Raw genomic sequence first — 23,269 nt, 5'->3', positions numbered from 1 at the left:
GGACTTCATGCCGCACTTCTGGGACGGCGTCGTCACCACCCTCCAGGTCCTGGCGCTCGGTTCGCTGATCTCGTTCTCGGTCGGTCTGGTGTGGGCGCTGGCCCTGCGCGCCCCGACCCGTTTCGTCCGGTGGCCGGTCGGTGTCTTCACCGAGTTCGTCCGCAACACCCCCCTGCTCGTGCAGTTGTTCTTCCTGTTCTTCGTGCTGCCGGAGTGGGGCATCCAGTTCTCCGCCCTGACCACCGGCATCGTGGCGATCGGGCTGCACTACTCGACGTACACCGCGCAGGTCTACCGCGCGGGCATCGAGGCCGTACCGGCCGGGCAGTGGGAGGCGGCCAGGGCGTTGAGCCTGCCGTACGGCCGCACCTGGACCGCGGTGATCCTGCCGCAGGCCGTCCGCCGGGTGATACCGGCGCTCGGCAACTACGTCATCGCGATGCTCAAGGACACCCCGCTGCTCGCCGGGATCGGGGTGCTCGAACTGTTGCAGCGCTCGCGTCTGGAGGCCGCGCAGACCTTCCAGTACACCGAGGCGCTGACCGTCGTCGGGGTCGCCTTCATCCTCATCGCCTATCCGTCCTCGCTGTTGATCCGAACCCTGGAGCGTCGTCTTGTCCGCTGACACCAGCCCCCGCCCGCATCAGGACCCCCACAAGGAACAGGCCAATCCGGCCGTCGACGGCAGCGAGCTGATCCGGTTCGACAACGTCACCAAGCGGTTCGGCGACACCACCGTCCTCGACCGGCTCGACTTCTCGGTCGCCTCCGGCAAGCACGTCACGCTGATCGGTCCCTCCGGCTCCGGCAAGACGACGATCCTGCGGCTGCTGATGACGCTGCTGAAGCCCGACGAGGGCACGATCAAGGTCGGCGGCGACTTCCTCACGCACGAGGAGAGGAACGGCAAGCTGGTCCCGGCCGGTGAGAAGCATGTCCGGGAGGTCCGCAAGAACATCGGGATGGTGTTCCAGCAGTTCAACCTCTTCCCGAACATGAAGGTGCTGCGCAACATCACCGAGGCACCCGTGACCGTACTCGGCCTGTCCAAGGACGAGGCGGAGGAGCGGGCCAGGGAACTCCTCGACATGGTCGGGCTCGGTGACCGCTGCGACGCCTATCCGACACAGTTGTCCGGCGGGCAGCAGCAGCGGGTCGCCATCGCGCGGGCGCTCGCGATGCGGCCCCAGGTGCTGCTCCTGGACGAGGTGACGTCCGCGCTCGACCCGGAACTCGTCGCGGGTGTCCTCGACGTCCTCAGGGACATCGCCCGCACCACGGACATCACGATGCTCTGCGTGACCCACGAGATGAACTTCGCCCGGGACATCTCCGACCAGGTGCTGATGTTCGACGCCGGGCGGGTCATCGAGTCCGGGTCGCCGGAGAAAATGTTCAGCGAGCCGGAGCAGGAGCGGACCCGTGAGTTTCTGAGCGCAGTGCTGTGAGCACGGACGGTAACCATCCAGGTCGGGGCTCCGTGGCGTGCCTCAGGCATATGCCAGAGGTGTCGCGCCCCTGTTGAAAGGGGTCGGGGCGCGCGGACAATCTTCGTCAACAGGCGCGCCCCGGGACCCGGTTGACGGCTATCGTGGACGCAGCCCAGCCGTCCGGAAGAGGCCCATCCAGGGAGATGCCGTGGCGCTGAAGCACGAGTCGACCGCGCCGTACCAGTCGGTACAGCACGCACTGCGGGTGCTCGACCTCGTCTCCCGGCGCGGTACGGGGGTGACGGAGCCGGAGCTGTCCCGCGAGACCGGGCTGCCCGCCGACCGCCTGGCACCCCTGCTGCGGATGCTGCGCCGCGAGGGGTACGTGGCCCAGCTCACCGATGCCGCCTATGTCACCGGCGACGCCCTGAACCGGCTCGCCGCCGCGCACGGCCGGGACCAGGCGCTGCGCGAAACCCTCCAGCAGACCCTGGACCGGCTGCGCGAGAGTCTGGGCGCGGCGATCTACGTCAGCCGGTACATCGACGGCGAGGTCCGGATCACCCAGTGCGCGGACGGGCCGCTGACGCCCGCGGTGCACGAGTGGGTGGACTTCCGGAAGTCGGCGCACGCCAGCGCGGTCGGCAAGAGCCTGCTCGGGCAACTCGACCTGGACGGCCGCCGCGACCATCTCGCCCGGCACCGGATGGCCCGGCTGACCTCGCGGACCATCACCGACGAGCGGGTCCTGCTGAACCGGCTCGACGCCCACCCCGCGACGGTGCCGGTGCTGGACCTCCAGGAGTACGCGGTGGGGACGGTCTGCGCGGCCGTGCCGATCACCGCGGGCTCATCGGCCGGCGCACTCGCCCTGTCCCTTCCGGTGGAGCAGGCACACCGGTTACGGGAGGCCGCGGACACCCTGAACCGCGAGGCGGCACCGGTCCTGCTGTCGCTGACGCTCTAGCAGCGTGGCGCGTGGGTTCGGCGGCCGGAGCACCCTTCCGGACCAGGTACTATTTTCTGCGTCAGCGCGCGCCGCTAGCTCAGTTGGTTAGAGCAGCTGACTCTTAATCAGCGGGTCCGGGGTTCGAGTCCCTGGCGGCGCACAGACGCGGTACGGCATGGGGCTCCTCGGTTTCCGAGGGGCCCCGGTCGCGTTCCGGACGGGGCCGAGCGGAGGATACGGACATGACCGGCACAGGTACCGGCACAGGTACCGACTCCTCGCCCCTGTTCCCGGCCTCCGTGGTCCATGTCGAGATGTTCCACGATCCGCCGGACGCGGTGCTGTTCCCCGAGGAGGAGGCGCTGATCGCGCGGGCCGTACCGAAGCGGCGGCGCGAGTTCACCACCGCCCGCCTCTGTGCCCGTGAGGCGCTGGCCCGGCTCGGGTACCCGGCGGCGCCGATCCTGCGCGATCCTCGCGGGGCGCCGCTCTGGCCCGAGGGCGTGGTCGGCAGCCTGACGCACTGCGCCGGGTACCGGGCGGCGGCGGTGGCGCACCGCACGGATCTGGTGGCCCTGGGCCTGGACGCCGAGCCGAACGCGCCGCTCCCCGACCGTGACACGCTCGCCCTCATCGCCCTGCCCGGGGAGCGCGACCACCTCGCCGAACTGGCGGCGGCCCACCCCGACCTGGAAGTCCACTGGGACCGGCTCCTGTTCAGCGCCAAGGAGAGCGTCTACAAGGCGTGGTATCCGCTGACGGGCCGCTGGCTGGGTTTCGAGGAGGCCGAAGTCACCCTCTCGGCACGGGAGAATTCTTTCCGCGCCAAGTTCCTGGTACCGGGCCCGACGGTAGGGGGTACCCCCCTGACCCACATCACGGGCCGCTGGCACAGCAGCGGCGGCCTGGTCCTGACCTCGACGGCGGTTCCAACTTTTCCCCACCCACCCACCCATTAGAAACCGCCACCGGACGAGAGCCGGGGTCCGTCCGACAAGGGGAGCGGTGCGGGACGGCACGGGGGGGGCGGTGCGGGACGGCAAGGGGGGGGTGCGGGACGGCAAGGGGCGGGGTCCGGGCCCACGAGTGCCGGGGTCCGTCCGGCAAGGCGCGGGGGCCGGGACGGCCAGAGGCGGGGGCGGGCCGGCGAGGCCCGTATTTCATCCCGCCGCAGCGGTGGCCCGCCACGACGGCGAGTGTCCGGCGGAACAGGTGGCAGCGGTCAGCCCGCGAGCAGATCTTCTCTGCCCTCACCTTGGAACTCCGCCCGAAGGGCAGTCCAGCCCGCCAGCGCCAAGGGGCCGGGACAGCCAGAGGCAAGGGCGGGTCGGTGAGGTCCGTCAGTCCGGGAACAGGTGCTGTCTGCCCTGGGCCTGGAATTCTGCCCGCAGGGCGGTCAAGTCCGTCGGGGTCAGGGGGCGGTAGCCCGGGGTGCCGGGTGGGCGCCACCAGACCGGTTCCGCGGTGCCGAACCCCTGTCGCCGCAAAGCCACGCGGTGCACTTTGTTCGTCGCCGTCACCGGCATCCGGTCGACCACCCGGACGAAACGCGGCGCCATCTTCGTACCCAAGTCCGGTTGGGAGTCGAGGAATTCGGCGAAGGCCAGGGGGTCGAAGGAGGCTCCGTCGTGGAGGGCGAGGGCCGCCATGACCTGGTCGCCGGCCACGGGATCCGGCACCGCGTACACGGCCACGGCGGCGGCACCCCCGTATCGCGCGAGGATGTTCTCGATCATCGCGGCGGCCAGGTTCTCGCTGTCGACGCGCAGCCGGTCGTCGGTGCGGCCCGCGAAGTACAGGAAGCCGTCGGCGTCGCGGTAGAAGAGGTCCCCGGTCCAGTACCAGCCTCCGCGCCGGCGGGCGGCGTCGGCCTCGGGGTTGCGCCAGTACCCCTCGAAGGGGTTGGGGCCGCGGTTGACCAACTCCCCTATAGACACATCGCCGTTGAGCAGGCGGCCCGCCGTGTCGAAGGTCGCCGGGGGACACTCCGTACGGGTCTCGGGGTCGACCACCGCGAGGTCGTCGCCGGGCGCGGCCCGGCCCACGGCGCCCACCGGTGTCCCGGGGGTGCGCTGGATCGCGGCGCCGCCCTCGGACGACCCGTACCCCTCGACCAGGCGTACCCCGAACCGCTCCTCGAAACGGGCCGCGTCCACCGCCCCCGCCTCGGTGCCGAAGCCGATGCGCAGCGTGTGCTCCCGGTCGTCGGGGCGCGGCGGGGTCGCGAGGAGGTACTGCACGGCCCGGCCCACGTAGGTGAAGTACGTGGCCCGGTAGGCGCGTACGTCGTCGAGGAACCGGGACGCGGAGAAGCGGCGGCGCAGCGCGACCCCGGCCCCGGCGGCGAGCGCGGGCGCCCAGTCGGCGATGACGGCGTTGCCGTGGAAGAGGGGCATGCAGATGTAGTGCACGTCGTCCGGTCCCACGGCGAAGTGGTCGGCGAGGGAGCGGCCCGCGGCGGCGAGCCGGCCCTGGGTGCAGATCGCCGCCTTGGGCGCCCCGGTCGAGCCGGAGGTGAAGTAGAGCAGCAGCCGGTCCCCCGGCCGGGCCCGGCCGGCGTCGGGTTCGGCACCGGCGTAGGGCGCGAGCAGTTCCGCGTAGGCGTCCGTGTCGGTCACCAGGACGCGTACGCCCGGCAGTTCGAGGCCGTCCAGGAGCGGCAGCCGGCTCCGCTCGGTGATCAGCACGCGGCACTCGGTGTGCCGGATGTCGCGGGCGAGTTCGGGGCCGCGCCGGGTCGGGTTGACGCCCGCGACGGCGGCCCCGGCGAGCGCGGCGGCGCTCAGCCACAGCGGGTATTCGGGGGTGTTGTCGAGCAGCACACCGAGGTGGGGCGGGGCGCCGGGCGGCAGCAGGTCGGCCAGCAGCGCGGCCCGCGCCGCCGCGCCCGCGGCGACCTCGTGATGGCTCAGCGTCCGGTCCTCGCACCACAGCCCGGGGCGGTGGTCGCCCCACCCCCGCCGGACCAGCTCCGCGACGGTCATCGCCTGGGATCCCATGACCGCGCACCATAATTGACGGAGCGTCAGAAGAACATGTTCGCGGCGGTCACCATGAACCCGGCGCAGAAGGCGATGACGACGCCGAGGAAGACCAGGATGCCGGCGAGTGCCAGTCCGGCCTTGACGGGAGCGACCGGCCGGGCCGTGGCCTTCTCGGGCCGCTCGGCGGCGTAGTGCACGACGACGACGTCGCCTTCGATGACCGTGCCGGGCCCGTCGGCCTCCTCGAACCGGACGGACCGGCCGTCGCGGGTCGTGAACTCGTAGACATGGTGCAGGGTCGTGTACGTGTGTCCCGAATCGCTGTCGCGCCGGGTCGTCGTGTACGTCCGCAGACAGCGCGCCTCCGCCGTCAGCCCGCTGTTCCAGGCCCGGCGCACCTCCAGCCAGCGCGTGATCGTCTTCGCGGCCATGAACAGCGCCAACGCCGCGATGAGCGACGGCACCGCGTAGAACATGAACTCCATGACATACCCCCCGTGTCGGCCGGTTCGGCCCTGCGCACGCCACGCGTGGAGTGGCGTGCGCAGAACCTACCTGTGGGGGGTTCGGTGAAGCCTCAGGTAATGCTCAGAGAGCTGGGGATGCTCGGATTACTCAGTGCTTGCCCGGTCAGAACGTGACGTCCGAGCAGGCGTAGAACGCGTTCCCGGTGTCGGCGATCGTCCACACCGCGAGGATCACGTGGTGCCCGCTCCTGCCGGACGGGACGGTGCCCGAGTGCGAGAGCGTGGCCGGCGGCTGGCCGCTGTACGGCACCGTCAGGAACGGGGTCGTGTCGAGCGCGGCCCGGGTCAGCGGAGCGTTCTCGTTCCAGCCGTTCTTGGTGATGTAGTACCTGAAGTCGGTCGTGGAGTGCCTGGCCGTGAACTGCCAGCGGAAGGTGTAGCTCTGCCCGCCGTTCAGTTTCGTGGTGGGCCAGGCGCCCCCGGACGGCGTCTTCGGCTGGTCGAGCGCGCTGAACTGGGTGAGGTTCGCGGAGCAGATCCTGCCGTCGGCAGGCCCGCCGCCCGGGAAGCCCTTCGGGCCCTCGACACTCTGGGGCTCCCACTGGATGGCACCGCAGTTCGCGACGGATCCACCGGTGGCACAGAGTTTCTGACGACTGACGGGGAGATCGGTGTAGCCGTGGCTGCTCGCGCCACCGGCCGACAGCACGAACGCGCCGACGGTGGTGAGGCCGAGCATGGCCGCGTAGATCTTTTTTCGCATGCTGCCGCTCCTGGGGAAACGTGGGGGTGTTCCGTGAGGCGTACGCAGAGCTGCGGTCTAGACCAAGTCTCAGATTATTGCCGTTAGTTGAACATGTCCATACCAATGATGAGCCGGTTCCGGTCAGGCTGGAACCGGTCAGGACAGGGGCAGGACAAAGGATCAGGGCGAGAGGTCAGGGCGGCGAGTCGGCGTTCCGGCCCGTGCAGAACGCGACCGTCAGATCCTTCACCAGGGCCTTGCGCTCGTAGTCGTCCAGCTCGACGAGACCCCGCACGGTGAGCCGTGTGACCGTGTCCTCGACCGAGTCGACCACCGACGTGAGCACGGTGTCGCGGTGCTGCGCGTCGAGCGCCGCGATCCGGCGCCGCTGCATCGCCGCCGCCACCTCGGGCGCGTACTCGATCCGGGTCGGCTGCGCCGAGAACACCTCCAGGCCGACCGGCGCGGTCTCCGCCGCGAGCAGCCCGGTCAGCGCGTCCCCGACCGCCTCCGCGTCCCGCAGCGTCGGCGCGTCCTGCCGGAAGGCGTCGGCCGGCAACTGCGAGAGGACCCGGGCGAGCGCCGCCTCCACGCACTCCCGCAGATACTCCTGATGGTCCGCCACGGCGAGCGTCGCCCGCGCGGTGTCCTTGATCCGCCACACCACGAGCACCACGGCCCGCAGCGCAACCCCGTTGGCGTCGACCGCCGGCATCGGCTCGCTGCGCCAGTGCCGCAGCCGTACGTCGACTCCGCGCCGCAACAGCAGCGGGTTGACCCACATCAGACCGGTACGCCGGACGCTGCCCCGGTACCGGCCGAAGAGCGTGAGCACCGAGGCCCGTCCGACCCGGCCCCGGGCCAGGCCGCCGAAGCCGAAGAGGGCGACGGTGCCCGAGGCGGCGAGCGCGGCCCACTGCCTGGTGCTGATGTCGCCGCCGCCGAGCCCCCTGCCGGTCAGCCGGGGTACGTCGAACCCGGCGCCGCCGAGCCCGGCCTTCCCGAGCCCGACCCCCGCGTATCCACCGCCCGCGTACGCCGGCAGGCCCAGGAGCTGGACGAGCAGCGGGGGCAGTACGCCCGCCCACCACAGCGTGACCAGACAGCCCGCGATGCCGGCGAGTCCGGCCAGGACACCGACCGCGCCCGGCAGGGCACGGCCGAGCCGTTCGACCGGGACGGGACCGATGTCCGGCGCGGACCGGGCGCCGACCGACGCGGGCGCGGCACGGCGCACCGGCGCACGCTGCGGGGACCGGAGGTCGGGCCAGGGCTGCTGGTCCGCGCGGAACGGGTGCTCGCTACGGGGCTGTTCGCCCGTGCGGAACGGGTGGTCGGTGCGGGGCTGTTCGCCCGTGCGGAACGGGTGGTCCGTGCGGGGCTGTTCGCCCGTGCGGAACGGGTGGTCCGTGCGGGGCTGTTCGCCCGTGCCGTGGCGCCTGCCCACGACGGCCGGGGGCAGATCGACCGGCGGCGCCTCGGGCTCGTCGCGGAACAGGAGATGGACCGGGATCTCGGTGGTGACCTCGTTGTGGATCAGCCGCGGCGGGCGAGCGCCGGGTTCGTCGGGCCGCGGGGACCGCGGGGTTGTCGTGCTGCTCATCCGTGCCTCCGTCATGAGAAGAGCCGCCGCCAGGTCTCGGGGCCGGGGTAACCGTCGGCCGCGGCGCCGCGCCAGCCCTGCGCGCGCTGGAACGCCTCGACGCAGCGCCGGTCGCTCTCGCTCCAGCGCGGTCCGGGACCCCGCGTGTAGTACTTGCCGAACCCCTTCTTCACGAGCTGCCTGCCGAGCCGCTCGACATACGCGTTGGACTGCCCCGGGCGGAAGACCCCCAGGCCGGGGTAGGCGGGCACACCGGCCGACGGCGACCCGCCCGGCTTCCCCCCACCGGACTGCCCTGTGCCTCCTGATCCGGCGGGTTTCGGGGCGCCTGCCGCCTTCGGGATGTCCTGCCCCTTCCCCTTCACCAGCAGATCCCAGGTGGCCGCACCCGGGATGCCGTCCGCGTCGGCGCCCTTCCAGCCCTGGGCCTGCTGGAACGCCTGGGTCGCGCGCCGGTCCGCCTCGCCCCAGCGCGGTCCGGGACCCGAGGTGTAGAAGCGCTGGCCGCCCCGGGCGGCGAGCATGGCGCCGAGCTGGGTCACGTGCTTGTTGTTCGCGCCCGGCCCGAAGGACGCCTTGCCCGGGTACGGCGTGACCCCGGTGGACGGCCGGGAACCCGCGGGGACGGCGCCGCCGGGCCTCACGCCCTTGTACCGGTAGGGCACATAGCGGTCGGAGTACTGCCAGTACGGGTACGGCGTCGACTGCTTGCGCGCGTTCGGCGGGGTCAGCTCGTAGGCGGTGTAGTACGTCCTCGTGTAATCCGCCCAGCCGCCGAAGATCGTGACGTGCGAGCCCTTCTCCGGATCGGACGGATTGTGGAAGAGGAGCATGTCGCCGGGCTGCAACTCGTCCTTGGTGATCCGCACCCCGTACGCCCCGAGGCTGCCGGTCCACTCGTTCTGGCCGAGCCCCCAGGCCATCGACACGAACCCCGAGCAGTCCTGGCGGTACCCGTCCCTCCAGTACTTGGACATGCTGTACGGCACCCTCGCCGCCATCCACCCCTTGGCCCGGTTGATGATCTCGGCCCGGCTCGTCGGGGGCGTCCTGACCGGGGTCGACGCCGTGCCCGGCGGCCCGCTCGCCCCACCGTGCAACGGAGCCTTCGTACCCTGCGGGGTGTCCGGCTCGTCATCGAGGGGGTCACGGGGTTGTCCGTGAGCGGACGGGGCAGCGGGTCGTCCGTGAGCGGACTGAGCACCGGCCCGCTCCTGGGCGGACGAAGGGGCGGGTTGCCCGGGGCCGAGCGGAGCGGCGGGCTGCCCTGAAGCGGACCGAGCACTCGCCTGCCCCGGATCCGACTGAGCACCCGCCTGCTCCTGAGCGGACTGGCCGGCCAGCTGCCCGGGACCGGGCGAATCAACGGATTGCCCCACGGCGGCCCCCGTCACCGGCTGCCCGGAACCGGCGGGAGCGCCCGGCGCGACCGGCAGCCCCGGACCGGCCGGACGGTTGTCCGCGACCCCGGAAACAGACTGGCCGTCCACCTGCCCCGGACCTGACTGAGCACCCGCCTGCCCTGGACCGGACTGAGCGGCCGACTGTCCCGCAGCGGACCGGTTCACCGGCAACCCGGAATCGGCGGTGCCCGACTGCCCCAGTTCCGCCGGGCGGTGCTCCGCTGCGACCGCCGGCATCCCCTGCGTACCGCCCAGGACCGTCCCCGCCGCTGCCGCGAGGACGAGCGCGCGGCGCGCACCGTGCGCCGCCGGGCTGCCGCCGAGCCGGACCGGCAGGGCATACATGGCACGCCGCCAGTGGACACAGCCGGCACAGTCACAGTCGCTCGCGGGATCGATCTCTTCGAACTCCGGAGCGTCCATACGATTCCCCTCACCCACCGGATTGACATCTCCGCGCATCTGCACGGTCGTCAGTTTCTCAACGGTCCGGGCATATCGCACGTTGATGATCCAAATGACTGACAGTCAGGACATAAGCCGCGTTACGGGCATGGGATGGAGGGCGTGCCAACGGGCGCGGCAGCGGGTGGAACCGCGAGTCACGGAGGTGCTGAGCACCCTTTCCGGTCGGGTAGAGTTCTCCAGGTCAGCAGGCGCCGCTAGCTCAGTTGGTTAGAGCAGCTGACTCTTAATCAGCGGGTCCGGGGTTCGAGTCCCTGGCGGCGCACCGACCGAAGAGGCCCTCGCGACAGCGGGGGCCTTTCCGTTGTCTCCGTTCCTGGACGCCCGCCACCTGGGGGGCGCCGGACGGATACCGTGGGCGTCATGGCGCGCGACATCCAGGAGCGGATCAAGAAGCTCATCATCGACCGGCGGTTGCCCTCCGGTGCGGTCCTGCCGACCGAGCCCGAACTGATGGAGTTGCTCGGCGTGAGCCGCAACTCCGTCCGCGAGGCGCTCAAGGCACTTCAGGCGATGGGCATCGTCGAGATCCGGCACGGCTTCGGCACGTATGTCGGACCGATGTCGATGGCCCCCATGATCGAGGGCCTCACCTTCCGCACGGTCGCCGGGCACTACCGGGGCGAGGACAGCCTCCGCCAGCTCCTGGAGCTGCGGGCCGCCGTCGAGACCGGGCTGATCGCCCGGCTCGCGGGCCGGCTGCCCGCCGCGGATCTCGCCGAACTGGACGCCCTGGTGGACCGCATGGACGCCGCGGCAGCCGCGGGCGACGGGCTCATCGAGAGCGACCGCGCCTTCCACGCGACGCTCTACCGCGGCCTCGGCAACCAGTTGCTCAGCGAACTGCTCGAAGCGTTCTGGGACGCCTTCCACCGGGTGCGGACGGACCTCGTGGACCTGCCGCACGACCCCAAGGTCACCTGCCGCCAGCACCGCGAGATCCTCGACGCCGTACGTTCGGGCGACGCGGTCCGCGCCGAGCGGGCCATACAGGAGCACTTCGGTGACATCCGCACCCGACTGAGCGGCACAAGCAACGGTACGGGCTCCGACACAGGCAGCGTTACGGGCACCGACACAGGCACCGGTACATCACAGTCGTATACGTCACCCCCGCCCGAAAGCCCCGCGCCCTTGCGATCATGACAAGCGGCATAGAACCCTGGCCCGGAGCCCGGAAATCCCATGAGGCCACAGGGACGGACGAGTTGGGAGTCCGGACCCGTCGCGGCGCGGGGGGCGGGCGGCGGGGCCCCGGTTCGTGAACGGATGCCGAGACGGGCATCATGCAACCGGAAGGCCGCCGTTCATCATCTCACTGAGCGGTGGCCTGCCACTGATGTGCCCGGGAAGATCAGGGGAATCCGTACCGGGCGGACGATCGACGAACACGCGGTCTCCCGCGTGTTGGGGGGTATGACTCATGACGTCGCCGCCTGACGGCGCCCGGCAGAACTTCGACCCGTCCGAGACCACGCAACTGCGCGTGCCGTCTCACCGGACGGGAGGCTTCCGAAGAATCAAGAAGACGCTGCCGCGCTACGACTACGAGCACTACAGCCGGCTCGCCGGACCCCTCACGCAGCCCGATCCGGGCAAGCCGTACAAGGTGCAGTACCGCTCACTGCTCTCGCAGGAGCCGCACCGCGTGCGGGCCGCGCTCATGCTGGGCGCCGCGCCGCTGCTCTCCCTCGTACTGCTCGCCTGGCTGCTCCAGCCGACGCACTGGACCGAGCGGGACTACCCGAAGTACGACTTCCTGCCCGTCCTCGACATGGTGATGCTCGTCTCCATCGGCCTCATCGAGTTCTTCCGGTGCATGAACGTCCTGTCGAACGCGCACGCCACACTCGTCGCCAGGGATCCCATACCGGTCGTCCCGGAGACCGGCACCCGGGTCGCGTTCCTCACCTCCTTCGTGCCCGGCAAGGAACCCCTCGCCATGGTCACGAAGACGCTGGAGGCCGCCGTCAAGGTGCGCCACCGCGGGCTGCTGCACATCTGGCTCCTCGACGAGGGCGACGACCCGGAGGTGAAGGAGGTCTGCGCGCGCCTGGGCGTGCACCACTTCTCCCGCAAGGGGATACCCCAGTGGAACCAGCCCAAGGGCCCGCACCGGGCGAAGACGAAGCACGGCAACTACAACGCGTGGCTCGACGCGCACGGCGGCGACTACGACTTCTTCGCCTCCGTCGACACCGACCACGTACCGCTGCCGAACTATCTGGAGCGGATGCTCGGCTTCTTCCGTGACCCGGACGTCGGCTTCGTCATCGGCCCGCAGGTGTACGGAAACTACGACACCTTCGTCACCAAGGCCGCCGAGTCGCAGCAGTTCCTCTTCCACGCCCTGATCCAGCGCGCGGGCAACGCCTACGGCGCGCCGATGTTCGTCGGCACCTCCAACGCCGTACGGATCAGCGCGCTCAAGCAGATCGGCGGTCTGTACGACTCGATCACCGAGGACATGGCGACCGGGTTCGAGATCCACCGGGCGAAGAACCCGGTGACCGGCAAGAAGTGGCGCTCGGTCTACACCCCGGACGTGCTGGCCGTCGGTGAGGGTCCCAACGCCTGGACGGACTTCTTCACCCAGCAACTGCGCTGGTCGCGCGGGACGTACGAGACGATCCTCAAGCAGTACTGGAAGGGCTTCTACTCGCTGCCGCCGAGCAAGCTCTTCAACTACACGATGATGATCATCTTCTACCCGATGTCCGCGCTCAACTGGATCCTGGCGGCGCTGAGTTGTGCGCTGTTCCTGGGTATGGGCGCCTCGGGTGTGAACATCGACCCGACGATCTGGCTGATGCTGTACGGCAACGCGTCCGCCCTCCAGATCGGGCTCTACATCTGGAACCGCCGGCACAATGTGTCCCCGCACGAGCCGGAGGGCTCCGGCGGTGTCGCCGGCATGGTGATGTCCGCGCTGTCCGCGCCGATCTACGCGCGGTCGCTGATGGATGCCGTGCTGCGCCGCAAGAGCAAGTTCGTGGTGACGCCGAAGGGCGATTCGGCGAGCCCGGACACCCTGTTCGGCACCTTCCGGATCCATCTCTTCTTCATCGCGGTGTTCGGTGCCTCGATGGGTGCCTCCTTCTACTTCGGGCACTCCCATCCCGCCATGCTGATCTGGGCGTCGTTCGCCCTGCTGATCACGGCCGCCCCGATCTTCGCGTGGCGCTGGACGCTGCGGCAGGCGAAGAAGAAGCCGCCCGTCGCGCCTCCGCCGTCCGACGGCACGGTCCCACCGCAGGCCGGCCCGGCACGTGGACGGCACGCGGCCCCTGGCGCCCACACCCCGCAGCAGAAACCGAACTGGACGTCGACACCGAACGACCAGACCGTACAGATCGCCCTTGGGGGACGTAAGAAATGAAAGACGGTTCCAGCCGCCGCCGCTTCCGACGCATCGCGATAGGCGCGGCGGTAGTTGTTGCGCTGGCCGCGATGAACGGTCCCGCCCTGTATCGGTTCGGGTCCGAGAAATACCACGACTACAAGATCAACAAGCCGGAGTACAAGGCCGCGAACGGGAAATGGGACATCGTCGAATTCCCGGCGGAGTTCAAGCAGAACACGATTCACGCGGCGCTTCTGCACACCGGAAAGATTCTGCTGGTCGCGGGGTCGGGCAACAATCAGCAGAACTTCGACGACAAGAAGTTCGACACCCGGCTGTGGGATCCGATCAGAAACACGATCAAGAAGATCCCCACGCCGAAGGACCTGTTCTGCACGGGCCATACGCAGTTGTCCAACGGAAATCTGCTGATAGCCGGCGGCACCAAACGGTACGAGAAGCTGAAGGGTGACGTCAGCAAGGCGGGCGGCCTGATGGTCGTCCACAACGAGAACCCGGACAAGCCGATCACGCTGCCCGCGGGCACCAAGTTCACCGGCAAGTCCAACGGCAAGACGTTCACGTCGAGGGACCCCGTCGTGGTCGAGCGGGCGGAGAAGGTCTTCGACCCGGACACCGGTGAGTTCGTACGCAACGACCCGGGGCTCGGCCGGATCTATGTCGAGGCACAGAAGAGCGGCGCGCAGTACGAGACGGGCACCCAGGACAACTACCGGGTGCAGGGTCTCTCCGGCGCCGACGCCCGTAACACCTACGGCATGGCGGAGAAGCTGGCCCTGGACAAGAAGGACTTCCAGGGGATCCGGGACGCCTTCGAGTTCGATCCGGTCGCCGAGAAGTACATCCAGGTCGACCCGATGAAGGAGGCCCGCTGGTACCCGACGCTGACGACGCTCAGCGACGGCAAGGTGCTCAGCCTGTCGGGCCTGGACGAGATCGGGCAGCTGGTGCCGGGCAAGAACGAGGTGTTCGACCCCGAGACCAGGACCTGGGAGTACACCGAGGGCATCCGGCAGTTCCCGACGTATCCGGCGATCTCGCTGATGCAGAACGGCAAGCTGTTCTACTCCGGTTCCAACGCGGGGTACGGCCCTGACGACGTGGGCCGTGACCCGGGCATCTGGGACCTGGAGACCAACAAGTTCCGCAAGCTGCCCGGGATGAGCGACCCGAAGCTCCTGGAGACCTCCGGCACGGTGCTGCTGCCGCCCGCGCAGGACGAGAAGTACATGGTGATCGGCGGCGGCGGGGTCGGCGAGTCCCAGGAGTCCAGCAGGAAGACCCGCATCGTCGACCTCCAGGCGGACGACCCGAAGTTCGTGGACGGTCCCGAGCTGGAGAAGGGGACCCGCTATCCGCAGTCCTCGATCCTGCCCGACGACACGGTGCTGGTGTCGGGCGGCTCGGAGGACTACCGGGGCCGCGGTGACACCAACATCCACCAGGCGCGGATCTACGACACGAAGGCCAACTCCTTCCGGAAGGTGGCCGATCCGCTGGTGGGCCGCAACTACCACTCCGGTTCGCTGCTGCTGCCGGACGGCCGCGTGATGTTCTTCGGATCGGACTCCCTGTACGCGGACAAGGCCAACACCAAGCCGGGCACGTTCGAGCAGCGCATCGAGATGTACACACCGCCGTACCTCTACCGCGACTCGCGCCCTTCGCTGTCCGGCGGCCCGAAGACCATCGAGCGGGGCGGTTCGGCGACGTTCTCCGCGCAGCAGGCGTCGTCCGTCAAGACGGCCCGGCTGATCCGCCCGAGCGCGTCCACCCATGTCACGGACGTCGACCAGCGATCCATCGCCCTGGACGTGAAGAAGTCGACCGACAGCATCACGGTCACGGTCCCGAAGAGCCGCAACCTGGTGGAATCAGGCTGGTACATGCTCTTCGTCACCGACACCGAGGGCACACCGTCAAAGGCCCAGTGGGTGAAGGTGCCGTAGGCGGAGGCGAATTCAGCTCCGTACGCCGGAGGGGCCCCGGCGCGACACCCGCGCCGGGGCCCCTCCGTCATACGGGAACGGTGAGGTCACTTCGTGGCCTTGGCCAGGCTCAACGCGTACTCCGGCCACCACTCGCCCGCCTTTGGGCCCCCCTTGCAGGTGCCGTCCGATTCGCCGGGGCGTTTGATCCAGAGGAAGGCGTGGATCTGTGGGTCGCCGGTTTTGGTGGTGGGGGTTTCGCCGAGGGCTCGGCCCGGTGGGTTGCACCAGCGTTCGTTCGGGTCGCCGTCCGTGTAGGGGCCGTTGCCGTTGCGGCTGGTGTCGATCACGAAGGGCTTGCCGCCGACCTTCGCGGACAGCTCCTTGCCGTACGCCGTACTGTCCGCCGTCGTATAGAAGTTGGACACGTTGACGGAGAAACCGTCCGCCTGCTCGACGCCCGCCCACTTCAGCGGTTCGAAGATCTGGTCGGGTTTGCCCCAGCCGGTGTTGCCCGCGTCGAGGTAGACCTTGGTGTTCTTCAGCGCCTTGAGGCTGCCGATGGCGCCCTTGAGCAGGTCGTACCGCTCCTCGTGGAACTCGTCCGGGGTGCAGCCGTCGACCAGGTGCAGTACCGCGTCCGGTTCCAGGACGACCGTCGCCGGGCGGTCGCCGATACCCTTCGCGACCCCGTCGATCCAGGCACGGTACGCGTTGCCGTCGGCGGCGCCGCCCGCCGAGAAGTTGCCGCAGTCGCGGTGCGGAATGTTGTAGAGGACCAGGACCGCGTCCCGGTCCGCCTTCGCCGCGGCCTCCGTGAAGCCCCGCGCCTCCGCTTCCGGGTTCTCCGCACCGATCCACTCGGCGGTCGGCTCCTCCGCTATCTTCCGGATCTGCCCGGCGTCGTCCTTCTTTCCGTCCTTCTCATACGCGCGGACCTGATCCGCCGCGTTCCCCTCCGGATTCACCCAGTACGGGTCCGTTCCCTTCGGCTGCTGCCGAATCGGCTCCGACGTGTCCTTCTTCGCGGAGTCGTCGCCGGAAGAACATCCCGCCAGCAGCAGTGCCGCCCCCGCCACGGCCGCCGACCATTTCACCCTGCCGTACATCCACTCCCCCTCGGGTGCACCTTCCGAGGTCCAATCCTGACATAGGCGACCTCGCGATCGAACGGGCCTTGGACGAGGGGTTCTTGAATGAGAGGAAGTCACATCCCCCGTGCGGCGCCGTCGTGCGACGGAATACCCTGGGTGACGGGCAGGTGTCCGTTCCGGAGTTTCATGAGCGACCTCCCGCAGACGCCGGGCCACTCCCGCGGCCCGTGCGCGCGGTCGAGGACCGGCCCGGTCGGCGGCTCCAGGGGGAGCAGGTCGCCGACCGGGCAGGGTCGTCCCCCGGCCCCGAATCGCCGTGGCGGCGTGGGCGGTTCAGGATTTCTTACCGGTCAGATACGCCGACACCACCACATTCGCGCTGTACTCACGGGTCGCCTTGTCGAAGGTGCCGCCGTAGGTGATGAGCCGCAGTTCGGCCCGGTCATGTCGGTGCGGCCCGTAGGCGCGGGCCGCGTCGAAGCGGTCGCGGGCGTAGACCCGTACGTCGTCGACGGTGAACTCGGCGGTGGTGCCGTCGGCGCGGGTCACCCGGATCTTCGCGCCGGGTGTCACGGTGCTGAGGTTGTGGAAGACGGCCCGCCGGGTCTCGGTGTCGACGTGCCCGACGAGCAGCGCGGCGCCCGCCGCACCGGGCCGGGTACCCGCGTCGTACCAGCCGACGGTGCCCGACTGGTCGAACGGCGGCGGGTCGACGGCCCCGGACCGGTCGAGGCCACGACCCACCACGGGGGCCCGGACGCCGGTCGCGGGAACGTCGACGCGCAACGGCTCCGAGGCCGTGAGGGGTTTGATCGGAGGCGGGAGCGGGGTGCCCGGAGGGCGGCCGACAGCGGCGACATCGCCGGTGGTCGGCCCGGATATCCCGCCGGGGACATCGGTGATCCCCTGGCCCCAGAGCCACAGGCCGAGAAGGAGGACGGCCCAGGCGACCCCGGTGACGAGGCGCCCGGTGCCGTCCGCGCGTTCCCGGTCGGCCATGGGGGCCCGCTGTCTCACTCGTCCCGGCCGTTGTGCGGTCGCCGCCTGCGTACCCGGAAGACAACGACGCACGCCGCCACTCCCGCGAGGACAAGACCGATGACGGCCTGCCGGGTGCCGGGTCCCTCGGACTCCTCGGCGGGGGTCAGCCGTGATGTGCCACCGCCCGCGCGCTGGGGGGCGGTCGGGGACGCAGCCGGCTCGTGCCCGCTGCCGTGCGCGACGACGTGCACGACGTCTTTGGCCTTGGCCTCCTTGCCGTCGCAGGTCACCGTGATCGTGTAATCGCCGGGGGCCGCCGACGACTTGATCCGGGTCTGCGCGAACAGGGTCGGCCCGTCGGCGGACGGCGCGAGGTCGGCGGGGGCGACGAACGCGTCCGATGCGGCGCGGCCCGACGTGCCCTCACAGCCGGTGACCCGCAGGTCGACCTCGGAACCCGGTGGCGCCTCGGACGGATTCACGGCGACGGATCCCTCGGCCCGGGCGTGAGCGGTCGCCGCGGGCAGCGCCGCCAGGACGGCGGCCACTCCCACGGTACGGAGAGAAATCATCCCTGTACTCATCGTGAACCTCCTGGTATTCGCAGGTTCACGCGCCGGGACCCGTCCCGCATCCCGGCGGGGGGTCACGGCTGGTCCGTACGGGGGATTCGCCGGGCGCCGCACGCATCTCTGACGTCCGGTGTCTGACGTCCGGCACCCGGGCGACGAGTCCCGATCAGATCCTGTCGACCAGATCGGCGATCGAATCGACGACCTTGGACGGGCGGAACGGGTACTTCTCGATGTCCTCGGCCGTCGTCACCCCGGTCAGTACGAGGAACGTCTCCATCCCCGCCTCAAGCCCCGCGAGGACATCCGTGTCCATCCGGTCGCCGATCATCGCACTGGTCTCGGAGTGCGCGCCGATCGCGTTGAGCCCGGTCCGCATCATCAGCGGGTTCGGCTTGCCCGCGAAGTACGGGTCCTTGCCGGTCGCCTTGGTGATCAGCGCGGCGACCGAACCGGCCGCGGGCAGCGCGCCCTCGGTGGACGGCCCGGTCTCGTCCGGGTTGGTGCAGATGAAACGGGCGCCGTTGTTGATCAGCCGGACGGCCTTCGTCATCGCCTCGAACGAATAGGTGCGGGTCTCGCCGAGCACCACATAGTCCGGGTCGTGGTCGGTGAGGACGTACCCGATGTCGTGCAGCGCCGTCGTCAGCCCGGCCTCGCCGATGACATACGCGGTGCCGCCGGGGCGCTGGTCCTCCAGGAACCGGGCGGTGGCCAGGGCCGACGTCCAGATGTTCGCGACCGGCACGTCCAGACCCATACGGGCCAGGCGGGCGTGCAGATCACGGGCGGTGTAGATGGAGTTGTTGGTCAGCACCAGAAAGGGCATCCCGGAGTCCCGGAGCTTCTTGATGAAGGCTTCGGCGCCGGGGATCGGTACGCCCTCGTGGATGAGTACCCCGTCCATGTCGGTGAGCCACGATTCGATGGGCTTGCGCTCTGCCATGGCCGGTCTCCTGGGATGCGTACGTACGGGTGCGGTGCGGGGACGCCCGGACGACGCTGTGCCGGGCGCCCCCAGCGTAGTCAGCCCCCGGCCGGCGGGACCCGGCCGGTCAGCCGCCGGTGGCCGTCTTCCAGGCGTCCATGTAGCCCGCGAGGTTCTTGTCGATGCCGGCCCAGTCGGGCTGGAGGATCTCGACGTCCGCCATCAGCTCGTTCCGGTACGCGACCGCACGGCCAGGTCCCGTGCGGTGGGGAGCGTGTCGCCCTCGGCCAACTCGCCGACCAGCACGGCGATACGGGCCCTCACGGCGTAGTACTTCGGGAGACGACGTCAGTGCCGGTGCGGGCCGGGGGTCTGGAAGCGGCGGGCGATCGTGAAGAGGGCGGTGCCGGTGAGGAGCAGGGCGACGGCGGCGGCGGCGAGTCCCTTGCGGGACGGGGAGCCGGTGGAGGCGAGTTGGTGGGGCGCGGCGGGACGGCTGCCGGGCGAGGGCTCGACGGCGGCGGCCGGGTTCTTACTCCCGTCGGGCACCCGCGCGGCGTCGACACGGAACCGGTACGGCCCGGACTCCCCGACCCAGGCACCGTCGTCGCCGCGGCGCTGGACGACCGCGGCCTGGGCGACGATCTCGTTCGCGGCGGTGTCGGCGGCGAAGGCGAGCCGGACGTCGACGGTGGTGCTGCCGTGGGCGGGCACGGTGAATCCGCCGAACCCGTCGTCGAACACGGCGATCGTCTCGTCCCGGTCGGTCCGCTCGATCGCGGCGGGCCGCCACCGCCTACCGTCCCGGAACTCCATCCGCACCTGCGGACCGCGCAAGGCCCGGGTGGTGTCCACGAGTACGACGACCGGGTGCACGCCTTCGCAGGCGGCCCCGGTCGCGTTGCCCAACTCGATCTGCCAGGCGAGCGGCCCTTCCCCGGCCCGGTACCGGCCGGGCCCGCCATGGATCCGGGTGTCGAGCGGGAAGGCGTCGTCGGGCGCGGCCGGGCAGGAGGGCGGCGCCAGGGCGGGGGCGCCGGGTGCCCGGCGGACAGCGGGCGGGGTGTGGGTCACGGCGGGGGCGACCGTGACGGAGGTGAGGGCGGGGGCACGGGTGAGGGTGCCGGGGGTGGGGGTCGAGGTGGCGGGGGCCGGCGTGGTGGCGGGGGTGACCGTGAAGGCCGCGGCCTGGGCTGTCGTGGTGGCCTGGGCTGTCGTGGCGGCCTGAGCCGTCGTGGCGGTCAGGGCGGCGGCGGAGAGGGTGGCGGCGGCGATGACATGCCGGGCGAGGGGGGTGCTCTGTCGCATGACGGGCCTTTGGTCGTGGGCTCGCGACCCTGCCAGCGGGGGTCGGGAGCCGGGGACCGCCACGCACGGCGTCCGCCCGATCGGCGGCCGAAGTCCCTTCGATCAGCGGACGCGCATCAGCAGGGGGATCGCATCGGCAGGGGTCCGTATCGGCTCAGCGGACGCGTGCGGGCCCGGCGCGCTCGGCCGACTCCCGCCCGAACACCGGGGCCAGGACCAGTTGAGCCGCTCCCTCGGCAGTGGCGCGCGGGCCGCCCGGCGCGAGGGTCACCGGAATCCCGGGGGCGCCCATGACCGAGGCGACGCCTTGGACAAAGATCTCCTCGTACGCCGTCACCGTCCGGCCGCCCAGCAGCACCAGGTCGATGTCGAGCAGCCCGACGAGGTTCGCGGCGGCCGTGCCGAGGACCCGTGCCGCCTCCTCCGGGGCGCCCCGGCCCACCGCCGCGAGACACAGCGCCTCGACACACCCCCGCCTGCCGCACCCGCACGGTGTCCCGTCCAGGTCGATCACCTGGTGCCCGAACTCCCCCGCCCCCGTCCGCGCCCCCCGGTACAGGGCCCCGCCCAGCACCAACCCGGCGCCAAGTCCCGTACCGAGATGCAGATACGCGAAGGACCCGTACGCCGGGACCACCGCCCCGCCCAGGCCGAGGGCGAGTCCGAGTGCCGCCGCGTTGGTGTCCTTGTCGACGGTGACCGGCAGGCCGAGGCGGCGCTCCAGGACGTCCCGTAGCGCGAACCCCTCCCACTCGGGGAAGCCCGTGACCCGGCCCAGCACGCCCCGCCGGTGGTCCAGCGGACCGGGCAGCGCGACCCCGACACCGAGGGGGGCTGCGCCCGTACCGTTCGGCAGCACCTCCGCCACCGCACCGGCCACCGCGCCGAGTACGGGTTCCGCGCCCGCCCCGAGGTCCAGCGGCGCACGGCGTTCCGCGACGACCGTGCCGCGCAGATCGACCAGTACCGCCGTGATCTCGTCACGGTCCAGATGCACCCCGATCGCGTGGCCCGCCTCCGGTACGAGCCGTAGCAGCGTCGACGGTTTGCCGCCCGTCGAGGCCCGGCGCCCCGCGTCCGCGACCAGTCCCTCGCCGCGCAGCCGCGCCGTGATCTTGCTGACGGCCTGGGGGGTGAGGCCGGTCCGCGCGGCCAGTTCCAGACGGCTGATGCCGACGGCGCCGGACCTGCGCAGCAGGTCGAGGACGAGGGCGGTGTTGTGCCCGCGCAGCGCCGGGAGATTGACGCCGTGGGGCCCGGGATCACCGGTGTCGGAACCGGTGTCACCACTACCGGAACCGGTGTCACCACTGTCGGAACCGGGGCCTGCCTTGTAGACGCCGGAACCGGGGCCGGCCCCGTCGACCTCGCTGTTGATGTTGCTGTTCACACCCCCATTGTCCGGCCCGCTTGCACTTTGGCAACAGCGTTGCTTAAGTGGGCCTATGACTGGATCGGTCTCACCCCTCCGCGTGGGTCTCGTCGGATACGGGCTCGCGGGCTCCGTCTTCCACGCCCCGCTGATCGCCGCCACCGAAGGGCTCGCCCTCGACACGATCGTCACGTCGTCGCCGGAGCGCCGGGAGCAGGCGCGCGCCGAGTTCCCGGATGTCCGTTTCGCCGACACGGCGGACGCTCTCTGGACCCCGTCCGCCTCGGCCGAACTGGACCTGGTCGTCATCGCGTCGCCGAACAAGACGCACGTACCGCTGGCCACCGCCGCGCTCACGGCGGGGCTGCCGGTGGTCGTGGACAAGCCGATCGCGGGGACGGCGGCGGAGGCCCGCGAGTTGGCCGCTCTCGCCGACGAACGCGGCCTGCTCCTCTCGGTGTTCCAGAATCGCCGCTGGGACAACGACTTCCTGACGCTCCGCAAGCTGATCGCCGACGGTGAGCTGGGTGAGATCTATCGCTTCGAGTCCCGCTTCGAGCGCTGGCGGCCCCAACTCAAGGGCGGCTGGCGGGAGTCGGGCGACCCGGGCGAGATCGGCGGCCTGCTGTACGACCTGGGCAGCCATGTCGTGGACCAGGCGCTGTTCCTCTTCGGCCGGGTGGCGTCGGTGTACGCGGAGTCGGACGTACGGCGGCCGGGCGCGGCGACCGACGACGACACGTTCCTCGCGCTCACGCACGCGAACGGTGTCCGCTCGCACCTCTACGCCTCGGCGACCACGGCCCAACTAGGCCCCCGTTTCCGGGTGTTGGGTTCCTCCGCCGGCTATGTGAAGTACGGCCTCGACCCGCAGGAGACGGCCCTGCGCGAGGGTGAGCGCCCGGCACCGGGTGAGCCGTGGGGCGACGAGCCGGAACACCTGTGGGGCACCGTGGGTTCCGGCGAATCCCCCCTGACGGGCGGCGGACGCCCGGAGCCGACCCTCTCCGGCGACTACCCCGCGTACTACGCGGCCGTGGCCGCCGCCCTCCACGACGGCGCCCCCAATCCGGTGACCGCAGGCGAGGCCGCCGCGACGCTCGACGTCCTGGAGGCGGCCCGCCGCTCGGCCCGCGACGGTGTGACGGTGACGCTGTGACGATCGAGGAACTGATAGAGCAACTGGAGTCCCAGGAAAGCCACTTGGTACTGGCGCGCTTCTCCTACGAGGACGCGTGGGCGCTCGGTTCGCTCCTGGTGACGATGGCGCGGGACCGGAACGCCCCGGTGGCGATCGACATCCGCCGAGGGGGCCAGCAACTCTTCCACGCGGCGTTGCCCGGTTCGACCCCGGACAACGACGCCTGGATCGACCGCAAACGCCGCGTGGTCGAACGCTACGGCTCGTCGTCCTACCTGGTAGGCACCCGCTTCCGAGCCAAGGGCACGACCTTCGAGGACGCATCCCGCCTCGACCCGAACGAATACGCGGCCCACGGCGGCGCGTTTCCCCTCACGGTGGAGGGAGCGGGGGTGGTAGGCACGGTAACGGTCTCGGGCCTCCCCCAGGCCGACGACCACGCGATGGTGGTGGCGGCCTTGGAGGAGTTCACGTCGGGCTGAGGAGCCCGCGCAGCTACGGCCGCGCTACCTGAACGTCGACTAGGTGCCGCTCG

General features: G+C 70.7%; 20 protein-coding genes, 2 tRNA genes and 1 pseudogene. 11 read left to right on the top strand and 12 right to left on the bottom strand.

The genetic code is table 11. From position 1 onward, the window contains the following. The first annotated feature begins 7 nt into the window (after positions 1-7). The 5 genes from ehuD to ACFVT5_RS04490 all read left to right on the top strand — a co-directional run bounded on the left by ehuD (position 8) and on the right by ACFVT5_RS04490 (position 3,338). On the top strand, positions 8-625 hold the full coding sequence (ehuD, locus tag ACFVT5_RS04510) for an ectoine/hydroxyectoine ABC transporter permease subunit EhuD (protein ID WP_389882062.1): 618 nt from the start codon (positions 8-10) through the stop codon (positions 623-625). Continuing rightward, complete coding sequence (gene ehuA, locus ACFVT5_RS04505) at positions 615-1,448, top strand: ectoine/hydroxyectoine ABC transporter ATP-binding protein EhuA (protein ID WP_389881337.1); 834 nt, start codon at positions 615-617, stop codon at positions 1,446-1,448. The genes ehuD and ehuA overlap by 11 nt, the downstream gene beginning before the upstream one ends. Positions 1,449-1,638: 190 nt before the next feature. Next, positions 1,639-2,397 (top strand): IclR family transcriptional regulator, encoded by a 759-nt coding sequence (locus ACFVT5_RS04500; protein WP_389881335.1) that lies wholly within the window; start codon positions 1,639-1,641, stop codon positions 2,395-2,397. Positions 2,398-2,465: 68 nt separating this feature from the next. Then, positions 2,466-2,539: transfer RNA gene (locus ACFVT5_RS04495), tRNA-Lys, on the top strand. Positions 2,540-2,621: 82 nt separating this feature from the next. Further along, entirely contained in the window at positions 2,622-3,338 is a 717-nt protein-coding gene (locus ACFVT5_RS04490; RefSeq protein WP_389881334.1) for a 4'-phosphopantetheinyl transferase, read from the top strand. 381 nt (positions 3,339-3,719) lie between these two features. Here ACFVT5_RS04490 and ACFVT5_RS04485 read toward each other — a convergent pair whose 3' ends face one another. The 5 genes from ACFVT5_RS04485 to ACFVT5_RS04465 form a co-directional block, all read right to left on the bottom strand. Further along, positions 3,720-5,378: a long-chain-fatty-acid--CoA ligase gene (locus ACFVT5_RS04485; RefSeq protein WP_389881332.1), complete on the bottom strand. Its 1,659-nt coding sequence runs from the start codon at positions 5,376-5,378 to the stop codon at positions 3,720-3,722. A 26-nt stretch (positions 5,379-5,404) separates the two neighbouring features. Next, entirely contained in the window at positions 5,405-5,848 is a 444-nt protein-coding gene (locus tag ACFVT5_RS04480; protein WP_389881330.1) for a DUF3592 domain-containing protein, read from the bottom strand. Between the two features lie 145 nt (positions 5,849-5,993). After that, positions 5,994-6,593 carry a lytic polysaccharide monooxygenase gene (locus tag ACFVT5_RS04475; protein WP_389881329.1) on the bottom strand — a complete coding sequence of 200 codons (600 nt, stop codon included), beginning with the start codon at positions 6,591-6,593 and terminating at the stop codon, positions 5,994-5,996. A 175-nt stretch (positions 6,594-6,768) separates the two neighbouring features. After that, positions 6,769-8,178: an SPFH domain-containing protein gene (locus tag ACFVT5_RS04470; protein WP_389881327.1), complete on the bottom strand. Its 1,410-nt coding sequence runs from the start codon at positions 8,176-8,178 to the stop codon at positions 6,769-6,771. Between the two features lie 11 nt (positions 8,179-8,189). Then, on the bottom strand, positions 8,190-9,557 hold the full coding sequence (locus tag ACFVT5_RS04465; RefSeq protein WP_389882060.1) for a peptidoglycan-binding protein: 1,368 nt from the start codon (positions 9,555-9,557) through the stop codon (positions 8,190-8,192). Between the two features lie 680 nt (positions 9,558-10,237). On the opposite strand from ACFVT5_RS04465, the gene ACFVT5_RS04460 reads away from it, so the two are divergent. The 4 genes from ACFVT5_RS04460 (at position 10,238) to ACFVT5_RS04445 (ending at position 15,359) form a co-directional block, all read left to right on the top strand. Continuing rightward, positions 10,238-10,311 (top strand) — tRNA-Lys (locus ACFVT5_RS04460). 98 nt (positions 10,312-10,409) lie between these two features. Beyond that, complete coding sequence (locus ACFVT5_RS04455) at positions 10,410-11,192, top strand: FadR/GntR family transcriptional regulator (protein ID WP_389881325.1); 783 nt, start codon at positions 10,410-10,412, stop codon at positions 11,190-11,192. 277 nt (positions 11,193-11,469) lie between these two features. After that, complete coding sequence (locus tag ACFVT5_RS04450; RefSeq protein WP_389881323.1) at positions 11,470-13,425, top strand: glycosyltransferase family 2 protein; 1,956 nt, start codon at positions 11,470-11,472, stop codon at positions 13,423-13,425. Continuing rightward, positions 13,422-15,359 carry a galactose oxidase-like domain-containing protein gene (locus ACFVT5_RS04445; RefSeq protein WP_389881321.1) on the top strand — a complete coding sequence of 646 codons (1,938 nt, stop codon included), beginning with the start codon at positions 13,422-13,424 and terminating at the stop codon, positions 15,357-15,359. The genes ACFVT5_RS04450 and ACFVT5_RS04445 overlap by 4 nt, the downstream gene beginning before the upstream one ends. Positions 15,360-15,445: 86 nt before the next feature. On the opposite strand, the gene ACFVT5_RS04440 is transcribed toward ACFVT5_RS04445, so the two are convergent. From ACFVT5_RS04440 to ACFVT5_RS04410, 7 genes and pseudogenes are all read right to left on the bottom strand, one after another. Continuing rightward, the gene (locus ACFVT5_RS04440; protein ID WP_389881319.1) at positions 15,446-16,447 is read right to left on the bottom strand and encodes a glycoside hydrolase family 6 protein; all 1,002 of its coding nucleotides are present in this window, start codon (positions 16,445-16,447) and stop codon (positions 15,446-15,448) included. A gap of 318 nt (positions 16,448-16,765) precedes the next feature. Beyond that, on the bottom strand, positions 16,766-17,431 hold the full coding sequence (locus tag ACFVT5_RS04435) for a class F sortase (protein ID WP_389881317.1): 666 nt from the start codon (positions 17,429-17,431) through the stop codon (positions 16,766-16,768). Positions 17,432-17,445: 14 nt separating this feature from the next. Further along, entirely contained in the window at positions 17,446-17,997 is a 552-nt protein-coding gene (locus tag ACFVT5_RS04430) for a hypothetical protein (protein WP_389881315.1), read from the bottom strand. 154 nt (positions 17,998-18,151) lie between these two features. Continuing rightward, entirely contained in the window at positions 18,152-18,931 is a 780-nt protein-coding gene (locus ACFVT5_RS04425) for an HAD-IIA family hydrolase (protein WP_389881313.1), read from the bottom strand. Between the two features lie 225 nt (positions 18,932-19,156). Further along, positions 19,157-19,258 (bottom strand): annotated as a pseudogene (locus ACFVT5_RS04420) (GntR family transcriptional regulator); the annotation flags it as partial. 3 nt (positions 19,259-19,261) lie between these two features. After that, entirely contained in the window at positions 19,262-20,221 is a 960-nt protein-coding gene (locus tag ACFVT5_RS04415; RefSeq protein ID WP_389881311.1) for a hypothetical protein, read from the bottom strand. Positions 20,222-20,375: 154 nt separating this feature from the next. Then, positions 20,376-21,599 carry an ROK family protein gene (locus tag ACFVT5_RS04410; RefSeq protein WP_389882058.1) on the bottom strand — a complete coding sequence of 408 codons (1,224 nt, stop codon included), beginning with the start codon at positions 21,597-21,599 and terminating at the stop codon, positions 20,376-20,378. Positions 21,600-21,666: 67 nt separating this feature from the next. Between ACFVT5_RS04410 and ACFVT5_RS04405 the strand changes: the two genes are divergently transcribed. Beyond that, a complete protein-coding gene (locus ACFVT5_RS04405; protein WP_389881309.1) occupies positions 21,667-22,752 on the top strand; it encodes a Gfo/Idh/MocA family oxidoreductase in 1,086 nt (361 codons plus the stop codon). Further along, the gene (locus ACFVT5_RS04400; protein WP_389881307.1) at positions 22,749-23,216 is read left to right on the top strand and encodes a heme-degrading domain-containing protein; all 468 of its coding nucleotides are present in this window, start codon (positions 22,749-22,751) and stop codon (positions 23,214-23,216) included. The genes ACFVT5_RS04405 and ACFVT5_RS04400 overlap by 4 nt, the downstream gene beginning before the upstream one ends. Positions 23,217-23,269: the final 53 nt, after the last annotated feature.

The organism is Streptomyces sp. NPDC058001 (assembly GCF_042886315.1).
Taxonomy (GTDB): Bacteria; Actinomycetota; Actinomycetes; order Streptomycetales; family Streptomycetaceae; genus Streptomyces.
This window is presented reverse-complemented; position numbering and strand designations above follow the sequence as displayed.